A 26,741-nucleotide genomic window follows, 5' to 3' on the forward strand; every position below is an offset into this window, starting at 1 on the left:
GAGCCGCGCTGCGGCCCGCCAAGCCGGGCCTACGCGCGGCTCTCAACCCTCACGAAAGAACCAACAACAAAACAACACATAACCTTCCTCCGCCGGCTATATGCTTTTTAAAATGTGCGAAACTTGACGGACACTACCCAACCGAACACGCATTTAACCGTTTGTATATATTTGCTTGAGTTCGATGCGTTGGAAGAACAGGCCAGTGTCGTTAAAAGACGGACGATGCAAGAACTGCATACAGTCAATCACTTATTGCGAAATATGATTAAAATAAATAGGATCTGATATCATTCTGCAACATACTGGTTTTCCGTTTATTTTTCCCGGTGAAAACTTCCATTGGGAAACTGCGTCCATGGCCGCCTTGGCAAATTCGTTGTTTGTTGCTTCCATTACCTGTGTCTTCACAACATTGCCTTCTATATCCACTACATATGCGATCATGGCATGTCCTGATATTCCGAGTTTTTTCATCTCGTGAGGATATTGAGGTTTTGCTTTTTTACCTTTGGACTTTGGCCTGTCTTCCAGATGTTCCGCATCCACAATCACAGAGGCTTCGGGAGTGGGGTATAATGGAAGGTTGAAATATGCGGGTTCTGCCAGCATTCTGAAATTTACAGGCTTCCCCTTTATTTTCCCTGGTGAAAACCGCCACTGTGAAACCGCTACCATGGTAGCCTTAGCAAATTCGAGGTGTGTGGCCTCAAGTATTTGCGCGTCGACAACCTTACCTTTTGTATTCACCACAACTGCTATTACAACGTGCCCCGCCTCCCCTCGCACCTTCATCTCATGGGGATATACTGGCATGCCAAGTATGCCTTTGGGTCGCGGTATTTTGTCCAGAGCTTCTACATCAAAAATTTCGGAAGAAGATATATCAGCAGTATTGGCAGATGAAGAGGAGGACTGCTTTGCGGCCCGACTGTCAATCGAAGTAAAAAAGACTAATGCTATCAGCACTGTCAGATGTAGGATATTTTTCATGATATTTTTTGATATGAAAACGTGGCTTTGTCACTAATGACGCTGACAAGCTAATGTTCAGTATTCACTCCCAAGGGATGTTCTTTTTTCGCTTTATGGCAAACATCAGAATGAGAACCGGAACGAGGAACAAGGAGGGCGCGCCGCCTCCACCGCCGCCGGAGCTCGCGTCGTTGACCGTGAGCGTGGCGGGGTTGCTGGTTTTGGAACCGGCGGGATTGGTAACGACAACGGTGTAGTTGCCGGCGTCGGATTTTTGGGCGTTGGTTACCACCAGGTTCGCATTGGTCGCGCCGGGAATATCCGTTCCGTTTTTCTTCCATTGGTAAGTCAGCCCGACGCCGGTCGCCGTGACTGAGAAGGTCGTGCTGTCGCCCACTTTGATTGTCTTTGACGCGGGTTGCGTTGTGATAACCGGCGCGGTGAGCTCGCCCACTGTCACCGTGAACGCGCCGGAGGTCACGATTTCGCCCGTGGCAGCCATCAATGCCACGGCATACGTTCCGGCGTGCGTTTCCTTGTCCGCGCTGGTCACTGCGTAGCTGGCGGAGGTCGCGCCCGCGATGGCGAAGTTGTCGCGATACCATTGCCATGCGTCGGGTGTGAATCCGGTTGCGTTTGCCGTGAGCGTGAAGCCGCCCATCGCGGGCACATTGGCGCTGACGCTGGTTGTGCCCGAGCCGACGCCGGTCACGGTTGCGCTGATTGCGACGGTGCCGTTGAACGCGGGAGGCGTCACCGAGCCTTGGCCCGCGGTGTTGCCGGCGTTCGCCGCGATGAGGGTCGCAAGCGTGTCGACGGGAGTGATGACGTGCGAATACGCGGGGACAAACACATCGTCGTCGCCAGTCGCGGTCGTGCCGGTGGTCGTGGTCGTGTCATTGCCCGAGGCGTGCAGCTTGCCGGTGGGCTCTGTGGTGAGCGGGTTGTTGGTGCCTTCGTAGAGGTTGTTGACCGAGAGGATTTGCGCGCCCGCGCCGGCGACGGTCGCGGTGGTGTTGCCCGTCGCGGTGATGTGGTTGTTGAACATGTAAACCTGCGCGTTGGTTACGCGTGGCATGTCGGATTTGAGTCCGTCGCCCCACAGGTTGTTGTGCAGGAGGATGCCGGTGGAAGCGCCGGCGTTGGCGATGGTCATTGCCGAGCCGCTGCCACCAGACGTTGCGGTGAATTCATTCCAGGCGAAGGCGACGTTGTCGGCGTTGCCGGTGATGGCGACGGGCGTGTCGGCGAAGGTGCAATGCGTGACCTCCACGTCGTTCGCACCGTCGATTGTCAGCGTGCCGCCGGTGAAGTTGACGCCGAGGATGACGGTGCCGCTCGCACTTTCCGGGATGGTGAGGTTGCCGGTAATAGTTGAGGTGTCGTCCGCACCGACGATCGTCTTGCCGGGAGCGAGGGTCGCGCCGCCGACCAGCGAGAGGTCAACCGTGCCGTTTATGGTGACGGTTTCCGTGCTGGGCGATTCGAGCTGGTTTTTGAGGGCTTGCGCATCAGCGAATGCCTGACTGGTGACGGTGAGTGTGGCGACGGTGCTGATGGCGTTCGGGCTGATGCCGTTGGTGGCAACGCAGCGGTATTGCGTGCCGTTTTGCGCGGTGGTGGCGGCGGGGACGGTCAGCGTAGTGGAGGTTTCGCCGGAGATGGGTGCCCAAGAGCCGCCTACGGGCAACGATTGCCACTGGAGAGTCGGCGTCGGGTTTCCGGTGACCGCGATGCTGAAGGTGGCGTTCTGGCCTTCGATGACACTTTGATTGGAGGGCTGCGTGGTGATGGCGGGCGCTTGGTTGACAGTGAGCGTGGCGGCGGCGCTGTTCACGAAACCTTGGGAGTTTGTGACAACGCAGCGGTATTTCATGCCGTTTTGCGCAAGGGTGGCGGCATCGAATGTTAGTGTAGCGGAGGTCGCGCCTTCGATGGGCGTCCATGTGTCGGTGCCATCGGGAGCGGATTGCCATTGGTAGGTTGGCGCGGGGTTGCCGGTGGCGGCGACGGTGAAGGTTGCGGCCGTTCCGGCAAGAACAGTCAGGTTGGAAGGTGGCGTGGTTATTGTCGGCGCCTCAAGCGGGATGATGCCCGCGAGCGCGGTGGGGGCGCTGATGATTGTGCCGGCGGCGTTGGTGATGATGACGCGGTAGTGTTTGCCGTTGTCGACGGAATCGAGGCCGGTGAGCGCAAGGCTCGACGCGGTCGCGCCGGAGACGTCGATCCAGTTCGCGCCGGAATCGGTTGAGACTTGCCACTGGTAGGCGCAGGGCAGCCCGTCGGTCATGGTGACGGAGAGCGTGGTGGCATTGCCGTCCACGTTGGTGGTCGCGGGGAGGTCGTTGCCGGACGGGATGGCGGGAATCAGGGAGGTGAGAACGAGGTGGATGCCGTCGGCGCGGCGTTCGGGGGTGTAGATGGCCGTGCCGAAATTGAGCGCGCCGGGCAGGACGAGCGCGTTGGCGGCCATGGCGCCGGTGGCGTCGCGGATGATGTGGATGTCGGCCTGGCCAAAGACGGCGGGCGAGATGGACTCGATGGTGAGTTTGCCGGAGCCGGTGATGCCCTTGGCCAGGACAATGCTGTCGGCGGTGGCGTCGGCGATGGCGAGGACGGAGCCGGCGTTGGTGATGGCAAGGGTGCCGGAGATGGCTGCCTTGCCGCGCACGCGCAGGGTGTCGCCGGCGTGGGCGACGTTGCCCGCGATGTTGGCGGCGGCGGAGCAGGCCTGGATTTCGAGCGTGGCGTTGCCGTTGACGGCGATGTCGCCCGCAAGGGTGTCGCCGCCGTCACTGACAATCGCGAGCGTGGTGTTTTCGTTGAGCGAGATGCCGCCGCTGACGGCGGAGGTCTCATCCAGGGTGACAGTGGCGGATGCGTCGCCGTCAAGGGTGATGCCGCCGAGGATCGAGGAGCCTTCGAGGAGGGTGATGCCGGCGGTGGCGGCATCGGCAAGGGCAAGCGCGCTGGCGACGGTGGCGCGAGTGTGGCGGGCGACGAGCCCGGAATCGCCGGTGAGAATGTAGTGCCCGTTGATGGAGCTGTCGGTGAACGTGGCATTGATGAAGCCGCGGTTCACGATGGCGATGTTGCCACTGATGGTGGAGCCGTTGAGCATGATGATGGCGTCGTGGGGATGGAGCGCGGCGGGGGAGCCGTCGATGTGGACGCCGCCGTTGAGCGTGGCGCCCGCGCCGGTGAGTTCGAGGGTCGCGCCGGTGGTGGAGGGGAACGCGCCGCCGGGGAGGCCGGCGGTCATTTTAACAGGGCCGTCGAGCGTGGTGTCCCGGAGGCGGATGCGGATGTTTTCGGCGTAGGGGGCGTTGAGGGCTCCGGCGGCGGCGATGCGGATGGAGCCGAGCGCGCCGGAGACGCGGGAGTTGGCGAGGTGAATCTCGTAGGCGCCGCCCGCGCCGGCGGGTTTTGGCAGCACGGCCTGATTGTCCGGCATGCCGACGCTCGAATAGTTTTCCTGAAAATTCCAGTCAATGCCCGCGCTGTAGGCGGCGTTGATGGTGATGTTCTCAAGGAAGGCGTTGATGTCGGTCCGGCCGTTGTTGGCATTGCCTGAGAGGAAAAGCACTCCGGGCGAGAACAGGCCCCCGGTGGTGATGGAGCCGCCGGAGTAAGCGAGGGTGGCCAGGCCGCCGTGGATTTGCAGGCCGGGCGCGCGACTTTCGGACGTGGTCGCGATGGCGACGTCCTCGAGTGTGACGGCGCGATTGACGGAGCCGCTGTTGACGAGGAACGCGGGCACGCCGATGCCGTCAACGGTGGTGTTTTCGGAGAGGATTTCGCCGCGCTTGAGCGTGAAGGATGCCTGCCCGCCGCCAATCGTGACGGCCTTGGAACGGGAGTCGCGGGCGAGAATGGAAAGGTCTTCGCCGTGGAACAGCGCGGGCGCTCCCGTGGCGCTGCCGTTGAGGAGGACGGTTTCGGACGCGCCGCCACCGGTGCGCGAGAGCGAGCCGCCGTAGAGATAAACGCCGGCGTCATTGCCCGCGGCGACGGCTTGGAGGGAATCCTGATTGCCGGAAAGCGTGACGCTGACGCTGACGTTTTTGCCGACAAAGGTGACGGGGTGCGCGCCGGCGGGGGATTCGCCAAGGGCAAGGATGCCCGCGCCATCGGCGGCGGAAAGGCCGCCCTGCGCGATGAGGAAGCGGGTGTCTGCGTAGGACCAAACGCCCGAACGGGCCGCAGCAGCGGCGAGCGCGGGGTCGGCGCTGGTGTTGTGGAATTGATAGGCAATGGTCTCGCCGCCGGTGATGATTTGGCGGATTCCCGGCTCGGGATAGAATGTGCCGCTGGTGGCAACGCTTTCGACCGCGCCGGTGTGCGCCGCGGCGGACGCCGTCCATTTGGCGTAAAGCGTGTGGCTGACGGCCGCGGGGGCGACGAGGGTGGCCGCGGTGACTTGATCGCCCGTGCCGCCGGGGTTTGCAAACCAGCCGGCGAAGAGATGGCCGGCGCGCGACGCAACCGGCAGCGAGCCGTAGGCCGCGCCTTGCGCGACCGTTTTGCCCGCCGCGGAAACTTCGCCGCCTTGCGGATCAAACGTCACGGTGATGTTTTCGGCGGAGCCGCCGCCGCCAATCGAGCCGTCCCCGGCCCACTTGGCGTGGAGGGTTTGGTTGGTGGCGCCGGACGGGACGATGGTCGCCGCGGAGATTTGCGAGCCGGTGCCGCCCGCGCCCGTCCACCATCCGGCAAAGGCGTATCCGGCGCGCGCGGGCACGGGCCACGAGCCGTCCGCTCCGTAAGCGGCACCTTTCGCGGCGGTTTTGGTCGAGGGCGATACGGTGCCGTCGCCGGCGTTGAATGTGATGGTGATTGTCTGCGGGGCCGTGCCAACGGGGGCGGTGGAGCCGGAGAGGATTTGGCTGGCGACGGAGCCGATGCGCGCGCTGGTGCCGGTGGTGGTCACGGCGCCGGTGGCGAGGTTGATTTTGCGAACGACGGCGTTGCCCGTGTCGGCCACGTAAAGGGTGCCGCTGGCGAGGGCGAGCGCGGTGGGCGTGTTGAAGCGGGCCGTCGTGCCGGCGCCGTCGGCCGCGTAGAGTTTGGGCGTGGCGGGAACGACATACGTGTTCGCGCCGGTGATCGTGGTGGTTGCGTAGGTGATCGCCCGCGTGTCGGGATTTCCGGCGACGAGTGTCAGGGAGCCGGTGGCAAGGGCGAGCGCGCGGATGGCATCACATCCCGTGTCCGCGATGTAGAGCGTGCCGGAGCCGAGGGCGAGACCGGCGGGCGCGGTGAGAGGCGCGGCGCCGGCGGCGGCGGGATAAATCGTGGTCACCGCGCCGGTGTCGAGGACGAGTTTGCGGATGGCGTTGTTGCCGGTGTCGGCGATGTAGAGGGCGCCGGCGGCGTCGTGGGCAAGCGCGCGGGGCGCGTTGAAGCGGGCCGCGGAGCCGGCGGCGTCAACGAGGCCGGAGGCGCCCGGATTTCCGGCGAGCGTGGTCACCGCGCCGGCGGGGGTGATTTTGTAGATGGCGTGGGTGCCGGCGTCGGCGACATAGGTGTTGCCCTCGGCGTCGGTGGCAATGCCGGAGGGTGCGGCGCCGAGCGTGGCGAACGTGGATGCGGCCGCGCCGGAGGTGAGTTTGCGAATGGCGGCGTTGGCGGAGTCGGCGACATGGAGCGTGCCGTTTGCGAAGGCGAGGCCGAGCGGGGTGTCGAACCGGGCGGCGGCGCCGGTGCCGTTGATCAGGCCGGAGGCGGAACCGGTGCCGCCCGCGAAAACGGAGGCTGCGGCGGTGGAGGCGAGGGCGGCGGCGCGGATGTTGTGGTTTTCCGAATCGGAGATGAACAGGGTGCCGCTGTTGATGGCGAGGCCGGAGGGCGCGGCAAAGGGCGTCTGGTCGATGGCCACGAGATTTGCGGGCGCGGGCGAGGTGTCGCCCGCAAAGGAAATGTCGGCGGAGACGAAGTAGTGGTCGCTGGGATAGCGTTTGACGCCCTCGACGGTTTTGTAATCGCGGATGATTTCGGAGGAGTGGGTGACAACGGCGCCGCGGGCGAAGATGAAGTCGATCTTTGTGTTGCTGGAGGTGTTGAGATCGTGACCGGAGAACCCGTGATGGGTGTTGCCCGGGTTGGCCTCGGGGTTGACACGGGCAAAGGTGTCATACCATCCGGCCTGATAGATTTGGGTGATGGCGATGTCGGTGTAGCCGACATTAAAATCGCCGAAGAGGAGCTGGGGCGTGTCGGGGTGATGGAGCGAGGCGGCCTGGAGAACGAGGCGGATTTCGTGGAGGCGGGCCTCGTTGTTTCCGGTGGGGCCGTATTCGGCGGGGTTGTGCTGAAGGTGGGTGTTCCAGACCACAAACTCGCGCCCGGTTTTTTTATCGCGGAGCTTGACCCAGCTTGCGTCGCGATGGGAGTTGATGGTCGGGTAGAGTCCCGGCGTCCTGGGATGTTTGTTCGACCAGAAATGATCCTTGTCGAGAAGCTCGAATTTCTCGGTGGAATAAAGAATGCCGTTGCCCTGGGTGAAGGTGCTGGGGGAGGTGTTGTTTATGGGATATTTGAAGGCGGCGTAGCCGGGCATGACGGCGAGAAGATCATCGAGTTGTTCCCATGTGACCTCCTGGCAGCAAACGATGTCGGCGTTTAGGGCGAGGATGGTTTCGCGGAGAACGGCGCGACGGGGATAGAGGTTTCTTGTATAGGGCGTGTTTTCGCCGTGATAGATGGAAGCCTCGCCTCTCCACCAGATATCCTTGGTTTTGCTCGGCTCGGCGTCGCCTCCGGCGTTGCCGCGGAGGTTGGCGCTGACGACACGGTAGACGCCGGGGGCGTTGGGCACGGGGCGGACGTGAATTTCAGCCTCGGGGGATGGGGTGACGGACGTGGTTGCCCAGCGCGCGTAAAGAATGTGGTCGGTGGAGGCCGCCGGGACATTGGTGGCGGCGGTGACTTGCGTGCCGCCGCTGGGCGCGGTGAACCAGCCGGAGAAGGTGGCTCCGGCGCGGGTCGGCGCGGGCAGCTCGCCGTAGGCGGTGTTTTGGTGAACGGTTTTTTCAAGCGGGGAAACGGCGCCACCTTGCGGACTGAACGTGACGGTGAGGGCGGCGGTGGAGGGTTGTGCGCCGGAGGATATCCAGCGCGCGTAGAGGGTGTGCGCGATGGAGTTGGTGACAATGGTGTCGGGCGAGACGAGCGAGCCGCCGCCACCGGAGCCCGTCCACCAACCGGAGAAAACGTAGCCGGCGCGCGAAGGGCGCGGGAGCGGGCCGTAGGGCTGGCTTGGCGGGACGGCCTTGGAGGCGGGCTGGCCGTTGAGCGCGCCGCCTTGCGCGTCGAAGGTCACGGCGATGGTGGCGTTGGAGACGGAGACGCCGCCATCGGGTTGCTGGGTGAAGGAGTGGGTCTCGCCGTTGTAGGTGAAATTGCCGGTGAAAATGGCGTTATTGACGCCTTGGACGGTGATGAGGTTTGCGAGCAGCTCGGGGGCGAGGGGGCCGGTTTGCGAGCCGTCGATGGTGATGTGAACGCCCTGCGCGCCGGAGGCGTTGCCGCGAATGACGAGGCGGTCGCCAATGCCGGAGGAGGGGTTGATGGCGAGGCGGATGACACCGGAACCGGCGAGGGACGCGGCCTCGGCGGTGTGGTAGCCGCCGGCGGCGCCGCCGCCGAGGTCGAGGGTGGCGTTGTTGACGAGATTGCCGAGGGCAACGGACGGCGTGGCGACGCGCAGCGTGCCGGACTCGATGGTGGTGTCACCAGTGCGGGTGCCGGCGGCGGCGAGGACGAGGGTGCCGGGGCCTTTTTTGGCGAGTGATTTTCCGTCCCAGCCCGTGGCGAGCGCGGCGGCATCGGCGCGGTTGGCGAGCGGCGTGTCGATTGTGAAAGTCTTGCCGGAGGCGATGGTGAAAGTGCCGTGGGCGTTGGCGGCGGGAGCGCGCCACGCGAGGAGATGGCCGATGTGGTATTCGGTGGCGTTGAGGATGTTTTTACCGTGGAAAATGTAATCAGGCATGCCGTTGGTTCCCGTGAGCGCGGTGGCGGTCGTGACACTGGCAAAGTTTCCCTTGATGCCGCCGGTGGCGCGCAGGATGACGGCGGAAGGCAAATCGGAGGCCTTGGTTGCGGAGGCCGCCGTGGCGTAGCCGGTCATGTTTTCAAGGCCGTCGACACGGAGCGCGCCGTCGAGCGCGGCGGCGGATGAAACCGTGACGCAGGGCGTGTCGCGCGAGCCGCCGAGTGTGACGGCGAGCGAGGATTGCGCGTTTTGCGAGTAGTCTCCCCCGACAATGACGGAGCCGGTGGGGGCGACGTGGATGTGCGCGTCGCCAAGCTGCCCGAGAATAAGTTTTCCGGTGATATTAAGGAGTCCCGCGACGCTGGCGGTGCCGGTGGAGGTGACGCCGGCGGCGGTGTTTTTGCCAGCATTCGCATCAGCGGCGGCGATGAAATTCCCCCCAACGGTGACAATGCCGGTGGGGAGGATATTGAGGATGCCGGTTCCGCTGGAGGTGACGTCGACGGTGGGGTTTCGGCCAAGATAGAAGTGCGTGGTGTTGGCCCAGATGCCAGCGACATTGGCGGTGCCGTGGCTGTTGTTTGTGCTGCCGAGCGCGGAATAGGTTTTCACAATGACTGCTCCGGTTTCGGAAATATCGAGCGTTCCCTTCCCTCCATAGCCCGTCTGGAATGACCCGCGAAGGTCGAAGAGACCATCGACTTTCATGGTGCCGCTGCCTGCGGCATTTCTCCCGAGGTGGACATAGCCGTTGGATCCGTTGAGCCCGGTGACGATGGTGCCTGTTTGCGCGATGTGGACGTTGGCTGTGCCGACGCCCATGTAGAAATGGTCGCCAATACCCATGTAACCGCGAATGATCGCCGTGCCGCTGCTTTTGGTGCCTTGGGCGATGCTGATGTAAGTGCCGGCGAGGAGGGTGCCGCTTTCGAGCACCTCAACATAGCCGTTGGCGCTGTTGCCGATATTTATGTGGGCGGATCCCGACCAAAGGCCGGCAAGTCGGAGTGTGCCGCGTCCAGTGGGCTGATTGTAGGTGGGCGAAGCAGTGCTGGAATCCAACTGGTCGCCGATCTGGCTGTAGGTTCCAACATGGACGGCGGCGCCGGGAGCGACAGTCATTTCAGCGGAGCCCTGCCGTCCAAGAAGAAAATAGGAGCCGGTGACGAAGAGCGCGCCGGGCTCCATGTTGACGGTGGCGTTTGCACCGGCGACATAGGCAAGGTAGGTGCGCCGCGCGCCAACGGTGTTGTTGAGAAGGGTGCCGGAGATTTTAAGCGTTCCATTTGCAGCGTTGGCGTTGGAGACGCGGATATCGCCCGAGACCGACATGAAACCTTCGACATTGAGTGTGCCTGTGGATTGGGCGACATGGGCGATGGAGGTTGTCGCCGCGGAATTGGTGCCGATGAATGTGCCTGTGGGCTGGATGTTGAAGACGCCCGTGCCGCTGGCACCGACACGCAAGATGTCCCCGGCGCTTTCCCAGTATCCGCCGAGGTTGGCGGTGCCGCTGGCGCCACCGTGGTCGCCAACGTAGATGTTGTTATTTTTTATGGTGCCGGTGGTGGTTACATCCATGCGCCCCTTGCCGTCAAAACCGACGGCGATGGTGCGACTGAGTCCGGAGACCATGCCCTCTATGCGAGCAATGCCATTGCCTGCGCCCTTGATAAAATTAGGATTGGGGTTGGGGTCGGAAGTGGCGGAATTGTAACCGCCCACGCGAAACGACGACTGGAGATAAAGCGTGCCAGTTTGCCCGACAATGAGCGTGCCGTCACCGACACCGCCAACATAGAGCATGCCAACACGATTGTTGAGGTAGCCGTCAACAATGACCGTGCCCGACGAGGTGGTATCCTTCGCGGCAATTTGCAGGTAGTTGGTGTTTGCCACGCCACCTTGGTCGATTTTAAGCACGCCCGTGCCTTCGTAACCAATGTAGGTGTTATTACTGGTGGTATTCGTCCATACGCCGCCACCGGCAATGGCGAGCGTGCCGGACGCCCCTGCGCCGTAACCGATGAAGGATGAACCACTGACAGCGGTAATGCCGTTACTGATGGCAATGTTGCCATCGGTAACGAAGGCGGCGTCGTTCTCAGTGGGAGCATTTTGCGCGGCCCCAGAAGGCGAACCAGTGCGCCAGCCATTAGGCGTAAACCAAGAACCACTAACGCCGGTATCCCAATAGACATCGGTGGCGCGGATCGCGGGCGCGAAGGAGATCGCGAGGATGAAGGCAATGAGCAGTGTTAGGGTGGATTTCATTGACAGTATATTTTTAAAATTCTCGCAGGAAGAGGAGGAAATCGATCGGAGGTGATGCGAAAGATCGTTTCTTTTCGTGGTGCGGCGGAAGGCGGCGGGTTATTGTTTTCGGCGCTGCCGGAGGCCTCGCCCTGCCAGAAGAATCAGTAGGGAGGAGAGAAGGAATAGCGAAGGCGCGCCACCTCCGCCTCCACCGCCGCCGGAGCTCGCGTCGTTGACAGTGAGCGTGGCGGGATTGCTGGTTTTGGAACCGGCGGGGTTTGTCACGACAACGGTGTAGTTGCCGGCGTCGGATTTTTGGGCGTTGGTTACCACAAGGTTCGCATTGGTCGCGCCGGGAATATCCGTTCCGTTTTTCTTCCATTGGTAGGTCAGTCCGGCGCCTGTCGCCGTGACCGTGAAGGTTGCGCTGCCGCCGACGGTGATTGTTTGCGCCGAGGGATGTTTCGTGATGACCGGCGCGGCGAGTTCGCCCACCGTCACCGTAAACGCACCGGAGGTCACGATTTCGCCCGTGGTGGCCGTCAATGCCACTGCATACGTTCCGGCGTGCGTTTCCTTATCCGCGTTGGTCACGACGTAGGTCTCAGCGGTCGCACCCGCGATGGCGAAGTTGTCGAGATACCATTGCCGCGATTCGGGAGTGAAACCGGTTGCGTTCGCCGTGAGCGTGAACCCTCCCAGTGCGGGGACATGGGCGCTGCTTGCGGTCGTGCCCGAACCGGCGCCGGTCACGGTTGCGCTGATGCTGGCGGTGCCGTTGGTTTGCGCGGGCGGGACGGAGTTTTTGCCATCGGTGTTGCCCGCGTTTGCCGTGATGAGGAGAGCAAGCGTGTCGGCGGAGGTGATGACGCGCGAATACGAGGGGACAAACACCTCGTCGTCGCCAGTCGCGGTCGTGCCGGTGGTCGTGCTCGTGTCATTGCCCGACGCATGCAGCTTGCCGGTGGATTGTGTGGTGAGCGGATTGTTGGTGCCCTCGTAGAGGTTGTTGACCGAGAGGATTTGCGCGCCTTCGCCAGCAACGGTCGCAGTGGTGTTACCCGTCGCAGTGAAGTAATTGTTATACATGTAAACCTGCGCGTTGGTCACGCTCGGCATGTCGGACTTCAGTCCGTCGCCCCACAGGTTGTTGTGCAGGAGGACGCCGGTGTCCTTGCCCGCGTTGGAGATAGTCATCGCCGAGCCGCTGCCGCCGGATGTTGCGGTGAATTTATTCCACGAGAAGGCGATGTTGTCGGCGTTGCCGGTAATGGAGACGGGGGCGTCGGCGAAGGTGCAATGGGAAACGTCCACGTCACTCGCGCCGTTGATGGTCAGCGTGCCCTCCGTGAAATTGACACCGGTGATGACGGTGCCGCTCGCACTTTCCGGAATGGTAAGGTTGCCGGTGATGGTGGAGGTGGCACCCGCGCCGACGATGGTATTGCCGGGGGCGAGGGTTGCTCCGCCAACCAGCGAGAGGTCAACCGTGCCGCTCACCGTGATGGTTCCGATGTCGGGCGTTTCGATCTGGGTTTTGAGGGCTTGCGCATCGGCGACCGCCTGGCTGGTGACGGTGAGCGTGGCGGCGGCGCTGGTGGCGTTCGGGTTGATGCCGTTAGAGGCGACGCAGCGGTATTGCATGCCGTTCTGCGCGGTGGTGGCGGGAACGGTGTAGGCGGCGGAAGTCGCGCCGGAGATGTCGCCCCATGTGGTGCTGCCGGCGGGCGCGGACTGCCATTGGTATTGAGGCACGGGGTTTCCGGTGGCGGTGACGGTGAAGGTGGCGTTCTGGCCTTCGATGACACTTTGATTGGAGGGATGAGTGGTGATGGTGGGAGCTTGGTTGACGGTGAGCGTGACGGCGGCGCTGGTGGCATTGCCGCGCGCATTGGTTGCAACAAAGCGATATTGCACGCCGTCCATCGGGACGGCGGCAGTGAGTGTGAGCGCGGCGGCGCTGGCTGCGGGGACATCGGTCCAAGTGGCGCCATCGCCGGAGGACTGCCATTTGAACCAAGGGGCCGGGGCGCCGCCGGCGGCGGCAGTGAAGGTAACAGACTGGCCGACATTCGCATTGGCGTTCGCCGGTTGCACGGTGATTTCGGGCGAGGCGAAGTTGGCGGGGAACTCGTCGAGGTCGGTGGTGAAGTCGGACAGGGTGTAGGTTTTCCCGAAGCGGTCGGTGGCGCGGATCTCAACCTGGGCGTCGGACTTCTTCAATGTGTGGATATAGAGGTGCTTGTTATTGTTGGAACTGTAACTGGATGAGGTGCCTCCGCGGACGCCCTTGTGGTAACCGTTAGCGTAGGCGTCCGGCATCGCGGGGATTTTGCTCACCGCACCGGCGGCGACGCCGTTTTCGTAAGCGATGATTTCCCAGTTGGAGTCGGAGTTCCAAGCATCAACGACAATGTCGTTTGCGGTTTTATTATAGGAAAAGCTGCCACTGAAGACGACATTTCCGCGATACATGCGCATTTGGTAGGTGTCGCTGTAGCCGGTGGGCTTGTAATACCAGTCGGCGAGCTTGGTGCCGGAGACGGTGAAGACGCCGTAGCCGTTTGGCGCGCCGTCGGTGTTGACCAAGGAATTCCACCACGCGCCGCAGGCTCCGCCGTGAATGTGCTCGTAGGCGGTGATGTTTTTGGTGGAGCCGCTGATGGTAAAGGTGATGTTTTCCTGGTAATGGGTGTGGCCGGAGAAGAAATGCACGTCGGCGTAGTCCTTGAGAAGGTTGTAGAGGTTGTGCGCGTTTTGGTAGTTGTAGTTGTAACCGCGCAACGGGATGTGGAAGGCGACGATGATGGTTTTTGTCTTGGGGACAAAACTGAGGTCCTGACGGACCCACTCGAGGATTTCGTTGGTAAGACCGGCGACATATTTTTGGTTGCCGTTGTAGAGGATGTCGTCGAGGCCAATGATGTGGACGTCGCCGCGGTTGAAGGAGTAGTTGGCCGGGCCGTATGTTTCCTCGTATTGCGCGCTGGCGTTGTGGTCGTTGCTAATAGTCTGATCGTGGTCGTGGTTTCCGATGACGCCAAAGTGGGGGATACCCGCGAGATTGGTGGCATCGCGGATGGATCCGAGCAAGGGCAGGCTGTCGTAGCAAATATCGCCGAGGAGGATGGCGTAGGCCGGCAGGGTGGCGGTCTTGGCGAATTGGGCCATGTCGGCGACAGTTTCGTTTTTGTAGCGAGCGAGATTGCCGGTATTTTTCACCTGGGGATCGCCGACTGCGAGGAGGATGAAGTCTTTTTCGGGCGCGGGGAGTCTCACGAGGTCGAAGTCATAGCGCTGTTGGCTGGTGAGTTTTGCGTGAAACATGGCCATGCCGGGCTTGCCAAATGCGTCCATCGTGTTGATGGCGAAATTTTCCGGCGTGGAATAATAGACCATGCGGGCCTTGGCGTTGCGTTTCATTTGGTAAACGCCGTTGGCATCGGTTAGCACGCATTGGAATCCATCGCTCACAACAACACCCGCGACGGGCGCGCCGGTTTCATCCATGATGGAGCCGTAGAGATCGTTTCCGACTTCGGGGATGATGTCTTGGTGCCCGGTTTTCCAACGTGCGTGGAGAATGTGGCTGGTTGCGTCGGAAGCGACCATGGTGGCCGAGGTGACTTGCGTGCCTCCGGTGGGAGCGGTCCACCAGCCGTCGAAGACGGTGCTGCCGCGCACGGGTGTCGGGAGCGCGCCATAGGCGGTGTTTCGCTGGATGGCCTTGCTGGCGGGGGAAACGGTGCCGCCTTGCGGGTTGAATGTAACGGCGAGGCCGGCGGGGACGCCGGTGCCGTCGAAAGTGGCGGTGTTGCTGCCCGCGACAGTGATGCGGGCGGCGATTTGAGCGGGGGTGGCGGCAACGGGCGCGGCGCCATTGATGGAGACATAAGTGGCATGCGTGCCGGAGGCGTCGCCATTGATGATGAGTTTGTCGCCGGCGGCGCCGGGGGCGGCGCTTTCGAGGGCGAGGATGATGGTGCCGGAGCCAACGAGAGTGAGGGCTTCCGCGGTGTGATAACCGCCGACGGTGGAGCCACCGAGGTCAAGGACGGCGGTGTTGATGAGGTTGCCAAGGGATACGGCGGGGGTGGCGACACGGAGCGTGCCGGACTCGATGGTGGTGTCGCCGGTGCGCGTGTCAGCCGCGGCGAGAACGAGCGTGCCGGCACCGCGTTTGACGAGCGATTTTCCATCCCAGCCCGAAGTGAAGCGGGCCACGCCAGTGCGGTCGGCAAGCGGAGTGTCGATGGTAAAGCTCTTGCCTGCGTCAATGGTGAATGTGCCATGGGTGCCCTCGGCGGCGGCATGCCATGTGAGAATGAGACCGACACGATAGTCGGTGGCATCGACAATGTTTTTCCCGAGGGAGATGTAATCAGGCAGGACGGTGCCGGAGAGGATGGGCGTGGGGGCGGTGATGTTTGTAAAATCGCCGGCGAAACCACCGGCTGCGCGTATGACGGTGGCGGCGGGCAGATCGCCGGACTTGACGATGGTGTCAGCGGTGACGAAGCCGGGCATGCTTTCAAGGTCCGTTACTTGGAGTGTGCCGGAGAGCGTGGCTCCACCGGCGACGTCAATGAAAGGACTTACTCTCGTGGCCCCGACTGTAACGGCGAGCGTGGAATTCGCATTCTGGGAATAGTTGCCGCCGCCGGTGACGTTGCTGGTATTCGCCAGATTAAGATAGCCGATGTTCATTGAGTAAACGCCCAGTGTTATGTCGGTGCCCACATCGAGACGGCCATCGATATTGGCGGTGCCGGAGGAAGCGATGCTGGCGTTTTCACTAACGGCAAAATAAGTATCGGTTTTGATTGTGCCGGAAGCGGCGAGGTTGAGCACGCCGGTGAGCCTGTTGGCAACCCTGAGGTAGGTGCCGGCTTCCATGTAGCCGAACACATCCACAGTGCCGCTGGCCGTGAGAGGATTTGTCACCCCGCCGTCGGCGGTGTCGCCCTGTCCGATGGATATGTAGCCGCCAGCTTTGACCCTGCCAGTGGCACCGACACGCATGTAACTGTCCCCGTAATGGGCAACTATGATGTAAGCGGTGCCTGCCGCCTCCATATAACCGTCAACATTGACATAGGCGGTGGAATCGGGGTGGGTATAGGTGATACGAATGCCTGTGGCGCGGGCGATGACAGTGCCAGTTGTGGCAATATCGAGTATGGAATGGCCGGTGTTGTTGCCTAAAACAAAATATCCACCAGTGTCCCATACGCCGGCGACATAAGCTTTGTTGGTGCCGCTAACCAAGCTGGTGGACTTGCTGTAATTTCTGGCAAACCAAGTGTTGGCGGTGGTCTCCAAGTAGCCTCCATCGTTAATAATAAGGGTGTTATCGTTGGTGCTATTATTGCCAACATAAAAGGTGTTCACATTTAATACGCTCCCACTTATGACCGCCGTGCCGCTGGCGCTATTGGCATCACCAAGATAAAGGTTCTTATTGTTAAAATACAATGTGCCGCCTTGCTGAACCTCAAGATAACCGGTGGAAGTGCCGGACGTGCCGACGGTCATGCCGCCTCCAAGGGATAAGTGCCCCCCATCTTCTATAATAAGCGTTCCCTTGCCCGCGCTACCAACCCGGGTGTATGAGGCGGAGGCGCTGGACCAGTCGCCTTTGATGATCGCCGTGCCAATGGAGCCGGCACTCATGCCAATGCTGAGATAACCAGTGACGGCCGTGCCGGTGGCCCCAAGAATAAATGAGCTGTTGGCCGTGCCGTTTTTCCCGACGGGTTGGTAGGTGGTGCCATTGTTGCCGGAGCGAAAATAACCGTCAATGATCGCTGTGCCGCTGCCCGCGATGCGCTCGCCGAGATAAAGCGACGCGCCGGCGGCGATAGTGAGCGTCCCCCCGGTTTCAACATGGAGACGCCCGGTGCCATGGTTGCCCGTATAGATGCCCCCGTAGCTTTCCCAAGAGCCGCCGTTTTTAATGATCACGGTGCCGCTGGAACCGAGTTGGCCGCCAATTTGGTTGGCGTAGATATATCCCCCGGTTTGAAGTTTGCCGCCGGTTCGAATTTCCATGTAGCCATCACCGGAATCGCCAATGGCGAAGACTGTGTTGGACGTGACCAATTGTCCGCCGTTTTCGATGATTAAGGATGAGGACAGCCCCGCGGTGAGGCCGATGGCCGTGGTGCCGGCGGTTGCCAAGGTGCCGCTGACGCCGGCCGTGATACCATTGGCAATGGTGATGGTGCCGGAATCCACCAAGACGTTGTCGTCAGCGGCAGGAAGAATGCCTCCGATCCAATTGCCAGTGTTGTCCCAACTACCGGCGGAACCGGCTTGCCAAAAGACGTCGGCGGCGCGGGTCGCGGGCGCGAGTGCGAGCGCGAGGATGGAGGCAATGAGCAGTGCGGGGGTGTTTTTCATGGGATAGTGTGGGTTGGGTGTGGGCGGGCGCGCCTTGCGGGCGCCTTGATGGGTTTGTGAAAGACTGTTTGCGCGCGTTTGCCTTGGGAACACGCGCGAGAGGGCGCGTGCGGGGCGCGCCCGTTCGGTTCATTTCCCCAATGTCCGCTTGAGCACGGGCAGGAGGATTTCGGCCTGGCGATACATGCCGAGGTCGGAGGGGTGCGAGCTGTCAACGGTGCCTTCGTCGTCGTCGCCGAGCAACTGGCCGCCGGTGACGTAGGTGATGCCCTTCACGCCTTCGGCAGTGAGGCTGTCATAAACGGAGCGCACCGCGGCGCGGGCGGTTTCGTTTTTCTTGAACTGCCGGGGGATTATCCACGCGTTCGCGTAGCTGCGGTCCTCCATCAATATGATCGGGGTCTGCGGGTGTTTTTTGCGGATGGCGCGGATGCAATTTTCCGTGCGCTTGATGATTTCGGACGGGGCGAGCGCGCTCATGTTGGGCAGGCAGTCGAGCACAAAAACAGCGGCGTCGATTTCCGCGAAGAGCTCGGCCATGGCCGGTTCCATTTTGCCGTTGCCCGAGAAGCCGAGATTGATGACGGGCATGTCGAGTTTGCGGCCGAGTATTGCCGGCGTGGTCATGCCGGGGCGCGACGCGGAGCAGCCGTGCGCGATGGAGGTGCCGTAATAAGCGATTGGCTTCGCCGGGGGCGGCGCGACGGGCTCGAATCCGCTGCCCTCGGGGATGCCGATTTCGACCGAGGTGGTGTTGTTATAGAGCGGCAGGTAGAGCATGTAATCGCGCCATTCGGGGGTCGCGCCGTTGAGGATTTTTTCCTCGTGGATTTTGTTCTTGGGTTTCGACGAGCCCGCCCAGCGCCACTGGCCGTTCGGGGCGCGCGCATACAGGTCGAGGCCGCTGACGCCGGTCGCGCTCATGTGCGGCTTGGCCAGCTCGCCCGAGACTTCGTGACGCGTGTGGATTACCGGCGCGTTTGTCCTGAAATAGACAACGAGGCCCGCCGAGTTGCGCGAGAGTCGCCAGACGGACTTGGTGACCTTGCCCTCGGCGCGTTGAGGGAGGCGCGAGTAGTGCGAGGGCGTGTCGTCCCAGGCGCGGCCGCCTGGTTTCCACTGCGCGGCGTCGTGCCACACGATTTCCTTTTGAGGCGCTTTTTTGGGCGCGTCCGCGGCGAAAAGTCCGGCGGCGGAAAACAGCAGCAATGCCAAAAATACGGGCAGCGCGCTCATGGAATGGAATAAGCGAGGCATGGGTCTAGGGTTTTGCATAGGGCGGCTAAAAGGGGGAGAAGGTGATTGGATAGAAATCCAAAGCCCAAGACTCAAGAATGAAAACTCATATTATTTTTACGCCCTCCTGATTTGGCGGCATCCCGGGCAGGCCATCATCTTGCGCGAATGGCCTTTAGCGGCACTTAACGGCGCCAACACGCAACCATCCAAAAAATCCCTTGTCTCCACGGCTGTTCTGCGGCCATGTAACAGGCTGCGTTTTTCGCTTCTCAAATTTATCTCACCATGTCCTCCGCGGCTTATTTTCCCATCCTCGTCCAAATCTGCCTCGCCATCGCGCTCACGGCGGGCGTGCTCCTCACCTCGCAGTTGCTGGGACAGCGCGCGCGCAGAAACGCCATCAAGGACACCCCCTACGAGTGCGGCGTCAAGTCGGACGGCAACCCGCACACGCGTTTTTCGGTGAAGTTTTACGTCACCGTGATGCTGTTCATCCTTTTCGACATCGAGGTCGTTTTTCTCATCCCCTGGGCGTTCATCTATCGCGATTTCCTCGCCAACAACATTGAAATTGTCGCGCCGATCCTGGTTTTCATCGGCGTGATCGTGCTCGGCCTTTTCTACGAGGTGAAAAAGGGCGCGCTTAAATGGGAAAAGTAACACGGCCCGTCCGCCCTCCCCTTCCCCCACTAGATTCCTTCCATGCGGCTAGAAAAAATCATCGCCCGGAGCAGAATTGTTGAACTCGGCAGCCCCGACATCACCAGCGCGCTGGAGGAGTTGCTCGAGGTTTCCATCAACCGGTTTCCCAACCTGAAGCAGGACGTTCTGCTCAAGGGCCTGCTCCAGCGCGAGAGCACGATGACCACCTATCTCGGCAACGGTGTCGCGCTCCCGCACGTGCGTGTGAAACTCGGAGGCGAGCGCCGCTACATTCTCGCCGTGGGCCGCAGCGTCGCGGGCATACGTCACGACGGCACGAAGGCCGACGAGGCGATCAACCTGATTTTCATGCTCCTGGCGGACGACCGCGCGCGCGATTACCTGCAAGTGCTCGCCGCCTTGGCGCGCATCATTGACGACGCGGATTTCGTAAAAACGCTGCTCACCGCGCCCAAGCTCGATGATGTTTACGAACGCCTCTACTCGGCCTTCGGCGGCATGACCGCGCGCCCCGTGCAAGTGCAGCAAAACAGCATGAACCGCACGATGATCGCCGAGGCGGAGCGCGTTGCGAAAGGCACGGCTTGCGGCATGATCATGGTGTTCGGCGACACGTTCAACAGCGGCGTCGAGCTCGGGCATTGGTCCTCCAAGGTCAAATCGCTGCTTGTGACTCGCAACTTGGTCGACTCCTCGCAGGCGCAGGGAAAATTTGCCGAGGTCATACAAGTGCGCTCCTTTTCGAGCCAGCGGCTCGCGCAACTGCGCAGCGCGATCGTCGTCGGCCTGACTCGCGGCATTATTTCATTCGACGACCGCATCTGCTGCCTCGCCGGGCTGACCGGCAACAACCAGTTCGACACCATCGTGGTTGTCGATGTGGGACGCGAATTCCAAACGCTGCTCACGCAAAACACCGACCTGCTGCCCGATGACGTGAAACCCGAGGTGTTTGAGCGCGTGATCGCCGTCGCGAGCGAGCTCGCCATCGAGGGGCGCGAGGGCAAGCCCGTGGGCAGCCTCTTCGTCCTCGGTGACAACGCGCACGTGGAAAAACTTACCAAGCCGCTCGTGTTGAATCCATTCTATGGATACAAGGAGGAAGATCGCAACATCCTCAATCCGTTCATGGACGAAACCATCAAGGAGTTTTCGTCGATCGACGGCGCGTTCGTGATCCGCGGCGACGGCGTGGTGATCTCCGCCGGAAGCCTGATTCAGGCGGCGGACAGCCATGCGCTCCCCGGCGGACTTGGCGCGCGCCATTCGGCAGCCGCGGCGATTTCGGTCGCCACCAACTGCATTTCAATCGCGATTTCGTCGAGCACCGGCCAGGTGACACTCTTTCGCCGCGGCGTCATGCTCACGTTGATGGAAAAAGGCAAGATGGCCAAGGTGTGAGGCCGCCCATCGCACGCCGTCAAGAGCCGGGCTGCCACCAGGCGGACGGCGCGGCGGTTTTGCCGTTCCGCGCACGGCGACGTTCTGCAAACCGCCGCGCCCGGCCCTCGGAAAAAAATTATTGCCGGAATATTCGCCCATCGAACGGCGGCCATTTTGCATGCGCATCCCATTGCAATTTCGTGACTTTGCGCTTTGTCAAAAATCCGTGTTTTTCACACCCCCCAAAAAACAAAACCTTGAAATCCTTGCGCCACCCCCATAACCGCTCGCCTCTTAAAACATCATGAAGTCACTCATCATCGCGGAAAAGCCCTCCGTCGCCGCCGACCTCGCGCGCGCCCTCGGCAAGGTGCCCAAAAAGGGCGATCATTACGAAAACGACCAATACGTCATCGCCTCCGCCGTCGGCCACCTTGTGGAACTTCAGATGCCCGAGGACATTGATAAAAAGAAATACGGCTTCTGGCGCCTCGAAACCCTCCCCATCATTCCCAACCGCTTCGAACTCAAACCCATCGACAAAACCAAGGACCGTTTCGGCGCCCTCAAAAAACTCCTCGCCCGCAAGGACATCGACGAGGTCATCAACGCCTGCGACGCCGGTCGCGAGGGCGAGCTCATCTTCACTTATATATACCAGCTCGCGAAATCCAAACTCCCCGTCCGCCGCGCCTGGATGCAAACCATGACGCCCGCGGGCATCCGCGCCGCCTTTGAGGAAAACCACCTGCGCACCGCCGGGCAAATGTCCGGCCTCGCCGACGCCGCCCGCTGCCGCTCCGAGGCCGACTGGCTCATCGGCATCAACGGCACCCGCGCCCTCACCAAGCGCATGTTTGGCAAACGCGCCGGCAATGTCGCCAGCGTCGGACGCGTGCAAACCCCCACCCTCGCCCTCGTCGTCGCCCGCGAGCTCGAAATCCGCAACTTCGTCTCCCGCGACTACTGGCGCATCACCGCGCAATTCGGCATCGCCAACGGCTCCTACGAAGGCGTTTACCAGCGCCCCGGTTACAAGAAAAACGACGCCGATCCGCACGACCGCATCGACCGCCTCTGGGACAAGGCCGACGCCGAGGCCGTCCTCGCCGACTGCCGGGGCAACCCGCCCGCCGCCGTCACCGAGGAGAAAAAAGCCGCCACGCAAATCGCCCCGCGCCTCTACGACCTCACCACCCTCCAGCGCGAGGCCAACAACCGCCTCGGCCTCTCCGCGCGCCGCACGCTCCAAATCGCGCAGGCGCTCTACGAGAAGCACAAAATGATCACCTACCCCCGCACCGATTCGCGCGCGCTCCCCGAGGACTACATCCCCACCTGCAAAACCACGCTCCAAGCCCTTGAGGGCAACCTCGCCCCGCACGCCCAAAAAGCCCTCGCCGAGGGTTACGTGCGCCCGAACAAACGCATCTTCAACAACGCGCAAATCTCGGACCACTTTGCGATCATCCCCACCGGCTCCGAATACAAAAATCTCGACGACATGGAGGCCAGGGTCTTCGACATGATTGCCCGCCGCTTCGTCGCCGCCTTCTATCCCGTCGCCGAATACGACGTCACCACGCGCATCAGCACCATCGCGCAAAAGCACAACTTCAAAACCGAGGGCAAAGTCCTCACCAACCCCGGCTGGCTCGCCGTCTACGGCCGCACCAGCATCGACGAGGAAAACGCGTCCACCTCCGACTCCCAATCCAAAATCCAAAATCCAAAATCCAAAATCGCGCCCCCTCTCCCCGCGCTCACGCCTTCGGATAATAACCAGGCCAAAACGATTTCCACACAACTCCACGCCGAAGCCACCAAGCCGCCCCCGCGCTACACCGAGGCCACGCTCCTCTCCGCGATGGAAAGCGCCGGCAAACTCGTTGACGACGAGGACATGGCCGACGCAATGAAAGAACGCGGCCTCGGCACCCCCGCCACCCGCGCCGACACGATCGACGGCCTCATTTACCAAAAATACATGGAACGCAACGGCCGCGAACTCTCCCCCACCCCGAAAGCCGAGGGCCTCCTTGAGTTTCTCTCCGTCGTCGGCGCCGAGGCGCTCACCAAACCCGACATGACCGGCGAGTGGGAATACAAGCTCCGCCTCATGGAGCACAACAATTACACACGCGACAAATTCATGCGCGAAATCGTCGATGTCACCAAGGGCGTCGTCGAACGCACAAAAAACTTCGAGGAGGACGAAACCACCGCGCGTGTCACCGACATCATCTCCCCGACCGACAACCAGCCGATGAAAGAAACGCTCCGCGCCTACAAGTCGCAGGACGGCGCGCTCGCCATCTACAAAGTCATCACCGGCCGCAAAATCGAGGAGGACGAAATCCGCCAGCTCGTCGCCGCCGGCGAAATCGGCCCGCTCGACGGCTTTGTTTCGCCCCGCACCGGCAACCGCTTCCCGTCGAAACTCCGCATCATCGACGACCCGAAAAACGAAGGCCAAAAAAAGGTCGAGCTCGATTTCGGCAACAAAGTCGATCTCTCCGCGCTCACGCCCGTCTGGACCGACCCGAAAACCGGCGAAGAACTCTGCGAAGCGCCCACCAACTACATCCTCCGACGCCGCAACGAAAAAGCCGACGGCGGCTGGGAGCAGACCTTCTCGGTCGGACGCCTCATGTGCCAAAAGCCCATCGAACTCGACCAAGCCATCAAGCTCGTCACCGAAGGCAAAACCGACCTCATCCAAGCCTTCATATCGAAACGCGGACGCCCCTTCGACGCGTATCTCCTGCGCAAAGGCGCGCGCATTGCATGGGAGTTCCCGCCCCGCGCCCCTAAAGTCGGCAAGGACGGCAAACCCGTGGCCCGCAAAACCAAGGCTGCGCCCGACCTCACCAAGGCGACCAAAATCGGCGACAGCAAGGCGCACGAAGGCGGCACGCTCTACGAGACGGCGGACAGCTACATCGTGGCCAAACCCGGCGCGAACGACGAACCCCGCATCGTGTTTGAGTGCAAAAAGAGCATCTGCCAAAAAGACATCGCCCTTAACGACGTTCAGCAAATGCTCGCCGACGGCAAAAGCCCCTTAATTGAGGGTTTCGTAAGCAAGCGCGGCAGCCAGTTCAACGCCTATCTGGTATTGTCCAAGGACAAGAAAAAAGCCGATTTCGAGTTCCCGCCGCGGTGATGCGCAAATCGCAAAACCGGGGCGAAGAAACCCCGTCCGTTTTTTAAAGCCCCCTTTGGGGAGAAACAGTGTTTCTTTTTTGCGTCACCGAGGGCCGCGTTTTTACGCGGCTCTCTTGTTTTGCGGACAGCCCTTTAAGCCAGTGCAAAAACCCCATTGGAAAAGCCCTAAACCGGGAGTTCATCGAAACGGGGAAAAAAAAGAACTCCCTGTTGCCAAGGAGTTTAAATGGCGGGATGGACGGGACTCGAACCCGCGGCCTTCTGCGTGACAGGCAGACGCTCTAACCAACTGAGCTACCACCCCAAAAAGTGGGAAAGGTCGCAAAAGCTACGTTCCGCGGCAGTCATGTCAAGCGTCTGTTTTTACCCTTGTCGAAAAAAGTTTTCCGCGCATATCAATCTTCCGTTCCACGCGGTGGTAGCTCAGCTGGATAGAGCATCGGTTTTCTAAACCGACGGTCGTGGGTTCGAGTCCCGCCCACCGTGCCATTTTTTATTTCTCCGCACCTCAGCCAATTTTTTATCATGGTCAAAATCACCGGCGAATACCAAGGCGAGCTCCATTGCGTCGCAAAACATGAACAGTCGGGCAACACGCTCGTCACCGACGCCCCGCGCGACAACAACGGCCGCGGCGAGGCGTTCTCACCCACGGATCTCGCCGCCACCGCGCTGGGCACCTGCATGCTCACCATCATGGCCATGGCCGCGCGCAAGCATGGCGTCGAATTGAAGGGCACGCGCTTCGAGGTCGTGAAGGAAATGTCCACGAACCTGCCCCGCCGCATCGCCTCCGTGGACACAAAATTCTGGGTGCCGTTCCGCAAAGACGCGCTGCCCGGGGGCACGCTTGAGCGCGCCGCGGAAAGCTGCCCCGTTCATCAGAGCTTGCATCCGGATATCAAAAAACAAATCACGTTTTATTGGGCCGAATAACATCCGGCGGAAAAACGAACCTCATGACGCGCTGCCTGATCACCGCCGGCCCCACCCGGGAGCACATCGATCCGGTGCGCTACCTGAGCAACGGCTCCAGCGGGCGCATGGGCTATGAAATCGCGGCCGCGGCCGCGGCGCTCGGCTGGGAGGTCGATCTGGTTAGCGGCCCCGTTTCGCTCGACACTCCCAAGGGCGTGCGCGTGACGCGCGTGGTGTCGGCAGCGGAGATGTTTGCCGCATGCGAACCGCTTTTCACCGGATGCGATGTGTTCATCGCGGTCGCGGCGGTCTGCGATTACAAACCGCGCGTGGTTTCCGCCGAGAAGACAAAAAAAACGATGGACGAAAGCGCGGGCATGACGCTCGAATTGGTGCGCACCGTTGATATTTTGAAAACGCTCGCGGCGCGAAAAACAGCGAGTCAATGCGTGGTCGGGTTTGCGGCGGAGACGCGCGATGTCGAAATTTATGCGCGAAAAAAACTCGCCGAAAAAAATCTCGATTGGATTGTCGCCAACGACGTCGGAAAACCCGGCATCGGCATGGATGCGGCGGATAACGCGGTCATCATGATTTCACGTGATGGCGCGCGGTTTGAGTTTGGCCCCGCGCCAAAACGCGATGTGGCCGGGTTTATTTTGACGCGGCTTGAACATTAAAAGCCGCGCTCCCTTGCGGGGTTGGCGCGGCTGGTATGGAGAAAAAATGTTTGCGACTTTGCCCGGGCTCACCCCGCGTTTGATTTGCGAGCGATGAGCGAGTCGGCTGAAAAGGCGCCTCCACCGCTGATCACCAACGCAAACGAGGCGAGCATAAGCACGAGGGCATATTCCATTCCGTTGTTCGCGAGAAAGAACGCGCTGTTGTGCACCGTGTAAATGGCGGTCGCCATGATGATGGTCGTCACAAGGCCAAAGAAGCGCGTGGCGAGGCCGAGCAGGATGGCGACACCGCCAAAAAACTCGCCGCCCGCCGCAAGCGAGGCCCACAAAATTCCGGGCTTCATGTGAAGCGTGCCCTCCAAAAAGCCCGCCGTGCCCTGCAGTCCATGCCCGCCCCAGGCGCCGAAAAGCTTTTGGGCTCCGTGCGCAAGAAACACGCCGCCCGCGGCGAGACGAATGGGCAGGGCCGCCCAGTTGGACGAATTGGTCGAGAAGACTTTTCGAATGAGTTTGTTCATAATGTGGTGTTTGGATGAAATAATTAATTTAATATTAAAGTATTATTAGGGCCGGCATCCCCTCTTGCGGAGAGTCGAGCTTCTCAGTCCGCCGTATTTTGGAGGCCGATCTTTTTGCAGATTTCCGCGAGCATGGTTTGCTCGCCGGGAGTGAGGACCGAGAATTCCCTGCCGACCGAGGCGGCGATTTTCGGGAAAAGGCCGGCGATGTATTTGGAGCCCTGGGGCGTGAGGCTGACGCGGATGCGCCGCCGGTCAGTGGCCTCGCGCGTGCGCCTCACATGCCCATCCCGCTCCAGATTGTCGACCACCATGGTGAGATTTCCCGCGCTCTTGAGAACCTTGGCGGCGATTTCGGACTGGATCATCGGCCCCTTGTGGTGAAGCGCCTCAAGAACGCCGAACTGCGCAATGGTCAAACCGGCGGGCAAAACCGTGTGGACACGCGCGGTCACGGTCTCGGCGGCGCGCACGAGCTTCACATAGGCTCGGAGTGCGTTTTTTTCCGCGTTGGCTGTTTTGCGTCGGGTGGTCATGGCTCGT

General features: G+C 61.3%; 11 protein-coding genes and 2 tRNA genes. 6 read left to right on the forward strand and 7 right to left on the reverse strand.

Annotated features, from left to right (window positions below):
• Nucleotides 1–252 precede the first annotated feature (252 nt).
• From M2103_RS03235 to M2103_RS03250, 4 genes are all read right to left on the reverse strand, one after another.
• A complete protein-coding gene (locus M2103_RS03235; RefSeq protein ID WP_277508718.1) occupies nucleotides 253–993 on the reverse strand; it encodes an energy transducer TonB in 741 nt (246 codons plus the stop codon).
• A 64-nt stretch (nucleotides 994–1,057) separates the two neighbouring features.
• Nucleotides 1,058–11,242 carry an InlB B-repeat-containing protein gene (locus M2103_RS03240; RefSeq protein ID WP_277508719.1) on the reverse strand — a complete coding sequence of 3,395 codons (10,185 nt, stop codon included), beginning with the start codon at nucleotides 11,240–11,242 and terminating at the stop codon, nucleotides 1,058–1,060.
• A 99-nt stretch (nucleotides 11,243–11,341) separates the two neighbouring features.
• Nucleotides 11,342–17,626: a calcineurin-like phosphoesterase C-terminal domain-containing protein gene (locus M2103_RS03245; RefSeq protein ID WP_277508720.1), complete on the reverse strand. Its 6,285-nt coding sequence runs from the start codon at nucleotides 17,624–17,626 to the stop codon at nucleotides 11,342–11,344.
• Nucleotides 17,627–17,755: 129 nt separating this feature from the next.
• A complete protein-coding gene (locus M2103_RS03250) occupies nucleotides 17,756–18,883 on the reverse strand; it encodes an SGNH/GDSL hydrolase family protein (protein WP_277508721.1) in 1,128 nt (375 codons plus the stop codon).
• Nucleotides 18,884–19,150: 267 nt separating this feature from the next.
• On the opposite strand from M2103_RS03250, the gene M2103_RS03255 reads away from it, so the two are divergent.
• The 3 genes from M2103_RS03255 to M2103_RS03265 all read left to right on the forward strand — a co-directional run bounded on the left by M2103_RS03255 (nucleotide 19,151) and on the right by M2103_RS03265 (nucleotide 24,077).
• A complete protein-coding gene (locus tag M2103_RS03255; RefSeq protein WP_277508722.1) occupies nucleotides 19,151–19,525 on the forward strand; it encodes an NADH-quinone oxidoreductase subunit A in 375 nt (124 codons plus the stop codon).
• Nucleotides 19,526–19,567: 42 nt separating this feature from the next.
• Nucleotides 19,568–20,929, forward strand: coding sequence for a PTS sugar transporter subunit IIA (locus M2103_RS03260; protein WP_277508723.1), 1,362 nt, complete (start codon nucleotides 19,568–19,570; stop codon nucleotides 20,927–20,929).
• 286 nt (nucleotides 20,930–21,215) lie between these two features.
• Complete coding sequence (locus M2103_RS03265) at nucleotides 21,216–24,077, forward strand: type IA DNA topoisomerase (protein WP_277508724.1); 2,862 nt, start codon at nucleotides 21,216–21,218, stop codon at nucleotides 24,075–24,077.
• Nucleotides 24,078–24,306: 229 nt separating this feature from the next.
• On the opposite strand, the gene M2103_RS03270 is transcribed toward M2103_RS03265, so the two are convergent.
• Nucleotides 24,307–24,383 (reverse strand) — tRNA-Asp (locus M2103_RS03270).
• 108 nt (nucleotides 24,384–24,491) lie between these two features.
• Here M2103_RS03270 and M2103_RS03275 point away from each other — a divergent pair.
• The 3 genes from M2103_RS03275 to M2103_RS03285 all read left to right on the forward strand — a co-directional run bounded on the left by M2103_RS03275 (nucleotide 24,492) and on the right by M2103_RS03285 (nucleotide 25,677).
• Nucleotides 24,492–24,568, forward strand: a tRNA-Arg gene (locus M2103_RS03275).
• A gap of 36 nt (nucleotides 24,569–24,604) precedes the next feature.
• The gene (locus M2103_RS03280) at nucleotides 24,605–25,015 is read left to right on the forward strand and encodes an OsmC family protein (protein ID WP_277508725.1); all 411 of its coding nucleotides are present in this window, start codon (nucleotides 24,605–24,607) and stop codon (nucleotides 25,013–25,015) included.
• Nucleotides 25,016–25,038: 23 nt separating this feature from the next.
• On the forward strand, nucleotides 25,039–25,677 hold the full coding sequence (locus tag M2103_RS03285; RefSeq protein WP_277508726.1) for a phosphopantothenoylcysteine decarboxylase: 639 nt from the start codon (nucleotides 25,039–25,041) through the stop codon (nucleotides 25,675–25,677).
• A 68-nt stretch (nucleotides 25,678–25,745) separates the two neighbouring features.
• Here the strand turns inward: M2103_RS03285 and M2103_RS03290 are convergent, their stop codons facing one another.
• Nucleotides 25,746–26,198 (reverse strand): DoxX family protein, encoded by a 453-nt coding sequence (locus tag M2103_RS03290; protein ID WP_277508727.1) that lies wholly within the window; start codon nucleotides 26,196–26,198, stop codon nucleotides 25,746–25,748.
• A gap of 83 nt (nucleotides 26,199–26,281) precedes the next feature.
• On the reverse strand, nucleotides 26,282–26,734 hold the full coding sequence (locus tag M2103_RS03295; protein WP_277508728.1) for a MarR family transcriptional regulator: 453 nt from the start codon (nucleotides 26,732–26,734) through the stop codon (nucleotides 26,282–26,284).
• Nucleotides 26,735–26,741 lie beyond the last annotated feature (7 nt).

This window comes from Ereboglobus sp. PH5-5 (assembly GCF_029504805.1).
Lineage (GTDB): Bacteria > Verrucomicrobiota > Verrucomicrobiia > Opitutales > Opitutaceae > Ereboglobus.

Excerpts from the sequence above, each read along its gene's own strand:
- M2103_RS03235 (WP_277508718.1), bottom strand. The coding sequence starts at position 993 with ATGAAAAATATCCTACATCTGACAGTGCTGATAGCATTAGTCTTTTTT.
- M2103_RS03240 (WP_277508719.1), bottom strand. The coding sequence starts at position 11,242 with ATGAAATCCACCCTAACACTGCTCATTGCCTTCATCCTCGCGATCTCC.
- M2103_RS03245 (WP_277508720.1), bottom strand. The coding sequence starts at position 17,626 with ATGAAAAACACCCCCGCACTGCTCATTGCCTCCATCCTCGCGCTCGCA.
- M2103_RS03250 (WP_277508721.1), bottom strand. The coding sequence starts at position 18,883 with ATGCCTCGCTTATTCCATTCCATGAGCGCGCTGCCCGTATTTTTGGCA.
- M2103_RS03255 (WP_277508722.1), top strand. The coding sequence starts at position 19,151 with ATGTCCTCCGCGGCTTATTTTCCCATCCTCGTCCAAATCTGCCTCGCC.
- M2103_RS03260 (WP_277508723.1), top strand. The coding sequence starts at position 19,568 with ATGCGGCTAGAAAAAATCATCGCCCGGAGCAGAATTGTTGAACTCGGC.
- M2103_RS03265 (WP_277508724.1), top strand. The coding sequence starts at position 21,216 with ATGAAGTCACTCATCATCGCGGAAAAGCCCTCCGTCGCCGCCGACCTC.
- M2103_RS03280 (WP_277508725.1), top strand. The coding sequence starts at position 24,605 with ATGGTCAAAATCACCGGCGAATACCAAGGCGAGCTCCATTGCGTCGCA.
- M2103_RS03285 (WP_277508726.1), top strand. The coding sequence starts at position 25,039 with ATGACGCGCTGCCTGATCACCGCCGGCCCCACCCGGGAGCACATCGAT.
- M2103_RS03290 (WP_277508727.1), bottom strand. The coding sequence starts at position 26,198 with ATGAACAAACTCATTCGAAAAGTCTTCTCGACCAATTCGTCCAACTGG.
- M2103_RS03295 (WP_277508728.1), bottom strand. The coding sequence starts at position 26,734 with ATGACCACCCGACGCAAAACAGCCAACGCGGAAAAAAACGCACTCCGA.